Consider the following 5,552-nt stretch of genomic DNA (forward strand, 5'->3'; position numbering starts at 1 on the left):
GCTGGGTGTCCCACCCGGCGGCTATCCACGCCCGTGCGCCGCCTCGGGGAGGTTGCCCATGCAGTTCATGGTCACGTACGCGTTCCATCCGGACGATCGCGACACCGTGCAGCAGCGGTTCGAGGAGATCGGCGCCGAGGAGCACGAGGGCGTGACGAAACTGGGGCGATGGCACGCCACGGCGGGACATCGCGGGTGGGTGCTCGTGGACACGACCGACTCGGTCGCGCTCGGCAGGTGGCTTCAGGACTGGACCGACGTCATGGAGTTCGAGGTGGTCAGCGTGAACGACGACGCGGGCGCGATGGCCATCCTGGGCACCTAGCCCATTGGGTGCCGGCGTGTCGCGGCGCGGTCGAGGGCCGCGGCGACGAGGGCGAAACGGGCGAGCAGGTCACGCAGCACAGCGGGATCGCTCGTGTCGCCGACTGCAGACCAGTACGCCGCGTGCTGCAACTCGCCGCGGTCGGTGCGAAGGACGCCGGCGGCGAGCTGGTTGTCGAAAAAGTGCGCGATGTTGGCGCGCACCGTGTCGGTGAGCCAGCCCTCGCGCACCGGTACGCCAGACTCGATGCACGTGAAGCGGTCGTCCCAGGTAGATCGCGATCGCTCCTGCCGCACCTGGAGGTCGTGCATCGCCCACGCCGATACCCGCAGTGGCGTCGCGAGCACGAACAGGTGCCCGCGCATGCCGCGAACCGACCCACCACTCCCGACGTAGGCCGAACGAACCGCGATCACGCGGTCGTCGATGGTCCAGTCCAGCGAGGACAGGAACGCCGACGTGCGCACCACGGGCCGCTGCAAGGCCGACTGCACGGCCGCGAACTTCGTGGTCGCCCGGCGCGAAGCGAACACCAAGCTGTCTACGAACACCCACAGCGTGAGGACCGCCAGCGGCCCGATCACCATCCACCAGAACCAGTGCACGCCCATGGGCCGAGATCATGCCTCACCCGACCAGCGCCGCGCCTTATGTGACCGTCGACCTGAAGGTCGACGGCTACGAACATCAGGGTCGACTACGCCTCAATTCTGAATTCAGAATTCCGAATTACTGAGGTCCCCTGTGCTTCCCCAGGTACGCAATGATCTGCTCGCGCTGTTCGGGCGTCGCGGGCATGCCGCGGCCGGCCATCGCGGCGACGGTCTCTCGCCAGGCGTCTGCAGGCTGGCGCACGCGCGTCACGACCGTCGGCGGGTGACAGCCGCTGCACATCTGCTGCACGAGCGTGCGTGCGGGTTCGTCAGGCAGTCCCACGCGGTCGAACTCGGCACGGATCGCCTTCGCCGTGTTGATCCCCGACGGATCCTCTGGCGGCGCGACGGGCGTCATCGGCGGCACGGGCATCGTGCCTCCGACCTTGAACGTGTACAGGCGTCCCGGCGCCTGCGTGCCGCTGCGGCCGGTGGCCACCGTCACGTACTGCACGCCGTCGAGCGTGTAGGTGATCGGGTTGGCGAAGCCGGGCGCCAGCGCCACCGACCACAGCGTCGAGCCCGTATCGGCCGTGTAGGCCTTGAACGAGCCGTCGTTCGAGCCGTGGAACAGCAGGTTGCCCGCCGTCGCGAGCGTGCCGCTCGTGATGCCCGGCTTGTCGAACACCAGGCGCCAGCGCTCCTTCTGCGTGATGGGATCCCACGCGGCGAGGAACGCGCCCTGCTGCTGTCCGCCGCCGGCGCCGACAATCTGCGGGCCGCGGCGCACGGGTGGCGCAGGCGTGGGCGGAGGCGCCACAGGTGCGGTGGTCGCGCCGCCCTGATGCGTCGCTGCATCGACGGGCGCGGGCCGGTTGCGCGGGCGTCCCGTGTTCATGCGGCCCATCTGGTGCTGGAAGTCCGGATCCCACGCGTACGTGCCGGTCGTCTCCTGGCCGGGGATGTACGCGAGGCCCGCGCCGGGGTGGTACGCCATCGCGTGCCAGCTGTGCGCGCCATCCGACCCTGGCGACAGGCGCGTGCCCTCGGGACCGTAGTTGGCCTCGGGCGTCTCGATCGGACGACCTGTCACCGGATCGATGCCTGACGCCCACGTGACCTTGGCGAACGGCTGCGCCGAGATGAACTGCCCCGTCACGCGATCGATCACGTAGAAGAAGCCGTTCTTGGGCGCCTGCATCAGCACCTTGCGCGTACGGCCGTCGATGCGCAGGTCGGCCAGCACGATCGGCTGCGTGCTCGCGTAGTCCCAGTTGTCGGCCGGCGTGGTCTGGTAGTGCCACACGTACTCGCCTGTCGACGGACGAATCGCGACGATCGAGCAGAGGTACAGGTTGTCGCCGCCGCCAGGGCTGCGCAGCTCGCGCGACCACGGCGAGCCGTTGCCCGTCCCTATGTAGAGCAGGTCGAGCTCGGCGTCGTACGCCATGCCGTCCCACGGCGTGCCACCCCCGCCGTACTTCCACCACGGCCCGTTCCACGTCTTCGCGGCACGTTCCATCGCGGCGTTCTCGAAGCCGAGCGCCGGGTCGCCGGGCACGGTCCAGAAGCGCCAGGCCTGCTTCCCCGTCTCGGCATCGTAGGCGGCCACGAAGCCGCGCACGCCGAACTCCGATCCGCTGATGCCCGTGATGACCTTGCCCTTGATGACGCGCGGCGCGCTCGAGATGCTGTAGTCGTCCACCTTGCTGGCGACCTGCGTGCTCCACACGGTGCGTCCGGTTCGCGCATCGAGCGCCACGAGGCGACTGTCGAGCGTGCCGACGAACACCTTGCCGTTGTGGTAGGCCACGCCACGGTTCACCGGGCCGCAGCACAGGCTGGGCCCGAGCCGCGTGCGCAGGCCGCGCGCATCGACCTTGAACGTCGGGTGCGGAATCTGCGGATCCCAGCGCCACTTCACCTTGCCCGTGCGCGCGTCGACGGCCACGACGACGCTCCACGGCCCGGTGACGTAGATCGTGCCGTCGACCACCAGCGGCGTGCCTTCGATCTGTCCGGGGAACGTCTCGAGATCGGTGCTCCACGCCAGCCCGAGCTGCGCGACGTTCTGCGTGGTGATCTGCGTGAGCGGACTGTAGTGCGAGCCGTTCGCGTCGCCGCCGTAGAGCGGCCAGTCGCGGTCTGCCGCCGACCGGCCTGCCCCCTGCGTCGCCGCTGCAGCAGACGTGGCAGCAGTCGGCGCCTGCCGTGCGACCAACGCGACGCCGCCGATGCCGAGCGCCGCGAGCGCGACGGCCGCCAAGGCGACCCTGCGCATGCGCTGTCCCCGTACCCGGTACCCGGTACCCGGCACCCGGTTGTCCCCGCGGCCCATCACTCCCCCGCCGGCCGCGCCGGTACGGCAGGCCGCGGGGCGGCCGTCATGCGCAGACCACGCGCGGCGAACTGCTTCTCGATCGACGGCCGCAGCGACGGCAGGTGACGCAGCGCGTTGCGGTAGTAGACCTTGCGGAGCACCGCATCGGGCAGGCCGAGGCCGGAGATGTGCCAGCGCCCGTGGCCAGGCGACCCGCTGGGCGTGCGCACCTGGGCCGGATGCGGGAAGTACTCGTCGAGCGTCTCGAGCGCGCGCCAGTGCGGCCGCCAGAACTCGTCGGCGCCGCGCGACTGGCTGCCGTCGGTGCCGAAGAAGACGCGGTCCTGATACTTGATGATGAACTCGCGCCACAGCCGCGGGGCACGTCCGAGATCCTGGAACGTCGCCGAGAGCTCGATGTCGGCATTGGGATACGTGTCGAGGAACGTCGCGAGCTTCTCCGGGTCGTAGTACAGCATCGCCATGTGGGCGTTCACGAAGCGCGTCTTCGGGTGCTTGCGGTGCATGTGCTCGCGCGCCTTCTCGATCACGAGGTGCGACGGGCCGCCGTCCTGCAGGTTACCGGCCGTCTCGCCAGGCTTGCGCCACAGGCCCGCCTCGTAGCGCTCGTTCTTCGGGCCGATGGGGTAGAAGCGCCCGATCGAGTCGCTGGTGTGAATCATCACGGGCTTGTCGTACTTGGCCGCCATCGCCCACACCGCATCGAGCCGCGGATCGTCGGCCTGGATGAACGAGCCGTCGGGGTTCTTCGCCCCCTGGCCGAGCTGCTTGGACACCTTCATCCCCATCGCACCGGCCTTGAAGGCGCGCTCCATCTCGGCGGCGAACCGCTCCGACCAGCCGGGCTCGTTGATGCCCTCGGCCGTGAAGGTGATGAAGTTGGCGACGCGATCGCGGTACGGCTGCCCTGCCGCCAGCACCGCATCGAGGTCCTTCCCGGTGCCGCCGTTGAGGTTGACGATGGCGCCCATCCCGATGTCGTCCATCAGGGCGATGAGCTCGTCGTAGGCGGCCTTCGACGTCAGGCCGCGCGCGTGCACGTGGAAGTCGATCGCCGGATACTTCGCGCGCCAGACGTTGGTGCGCGGCAGCCGCAGGAGCGTGAGCGGCATCGGCGGCTGCTCTTCTCCACTGGGCGCCCAGCCCGGCGGCGGCGCCACCTCCTCCATCGTCGGCAGGGGCGGCACCCACCTCGCGCCTTCCTTTACCCCGGCTGGGGCCCGAGGCTCGACAGGGATCGCGGGCGCCGTGCCACGCCCTTGCGCAGGGGCCTGGGCAACCAGCGCCGGAAGCAGTGAAGACGAGCCGACCACGCCGGCGCCGACAACGGCGACAGTGAGGCACAGCAGGGAGAGGGACCTGCGACGCATGCGGAGCGCTCCGGGAACGAGAGACCGGCGCATTCTGTCACGATCCGCCGCAGCCACGCGCGTTGTTGCCCCTTGTCCCTCGCCACTTGCCGCCCCTGTCCCTTGTCCCTGGCCGCCCTGGTGACTGGCGTCCTTGTCCCTCGTCCCTTGCCGTCCCTGTCCCTTGTCCCTGGCCGCCCTGGTGACTGACGTCCTTGTCCCTCGTCCCTTGCCGTCCCTGTCCCTTGTCCCTCGCCGCCCTGGTGACTCGCGTACTCGTCCCTCGTCCCTTGCTATCCTCCGCTCATGATGTAGTGCTCGAGCGTCGTGATCGTCGTCTTGTGCTCGCCGAGCACGGCGCGGACCACGTCGCCGATCGAGATCACGCCCACCACGCGGCCGTCCTGGACCACCGGCAGATGGCGCACATGCCGCTCCGTCATCAGCGACATGCACTGATCACAGCTCCAGGCGGGCGTCACGCTGACCACGTGGCTGGTCATCACCTCGCCGACGAGCGTGTCGCGCGACGCCTTGCCGTGCAGCACCATCTTGCGCGCGTAATCGCGTTCCGACAGGATGCCGGCCAGCGCGTCGTCGTTCATCACGAGCACGGCGCCGATGTTGTGGTCCGCCATCACGCGCAGCGCGTCGAGCACCGTGTCGTCCGGGCTCACCGTGTGGACGTCCGACTTGTTGGCCAGCATGTGCCTCACGAGCGTCGTCATCGGGACTCCTACCTGCGCCGCGAACCGGCCTCCGCGGGGACGCGGGGCCGACCCCGTCGCCGGGCGCCTGGCGACGAGGGGGCGAGGCCCCCTGACGGGCGCCCTCGCCGAACGGTTGTGGTGACTGGCCGCGACGTTACGCCCGGACGGGAACGCGGTCAAGCTGAACCGGAGACTGATCGTGGGCGGCAGTCGGGAGTCGGCGGTCGGCAGTTC

Annotated in this window: 5 protein-coding genes; 1 reads left to right on the plus strand and 4 read right to left on the minus strand. The window is 69.7% G+C overall.

The features are described 5' to 3' along the window. The coding region (locus tag ACIRDX_RS20105; RefSeq protein ID WP_396627220.1) for a DUF3303 domain-containing protein at positions 1-325 on the plus strand (325 nt) is incomplete at its 5' end. Here ACIRDX_RS20105 and ACIRDX_RS20110 read toward each other — a convergent pair. The 4 genes from ACIRDX_RS20110 to ACIRDX_RS20125 form a co-directional block, all read right to left on the minus strand. Beyond that, positions 322-936, minus strand: coding sequence for a hypothetical protein (locus ACIRDX_RS20110; protein WP_396627221.1), 615 nt, complete (start codon positions 934-936; stop codon positions 322-324). The genes ACIRDX_RS20105 and ACIRDX_RS20110 overlap by 4 nt on opposite strands. 118 nt (positions 937-1,054) lie before the next feature. Further along, the gene (locus ACIRDX_RS20115; protein ID WP_396627222.1) at positions 1,055-3,199 is read right to left on the minus strand and encodes a PQQ-dependent dehydrogenase, methanol/ethanol family; all 2,145 of its coding nucleotides are present in this window, start codon (positions 3,197-3,199) and stop codon (positions 1,055-1,057) included. Positions 3,200-3,255: 56 nt separating this feature from the next. Next, positions 3,256-4,371, minus strand: a complete 1,116-nt coding sequence (locus ACIRDX_RS20120) for an amidohydrolase family protein (RefSeq protein ID WP_396627223.1) — start codon at positions 4,369-4,371, stop codon at positions 3,256-3,258. A 530-nt stretch (positions 4,372-4,901) separates the two neighbouring features. After that, entirely contained in the window at positions 4,902-5,336 is a 435-nt protein-coding gene (locus tag ACIRDX_RS20125; RefSeq protein WP_396627224.1) for a CBS domain-containing protein, read from the minus strand. Positions 5,337-5,552 lie beyond the last annotated feature (216 nt).

Source organism: Luteitalea sp. (assembly GCF_044337415.1).
Classification (GTDB): domain Bacteria; phylum Acidobacteriota; class Vicinamibacteria; order Vicinamibacterales; family Vicinamibacteraceae; genus Luteitalea.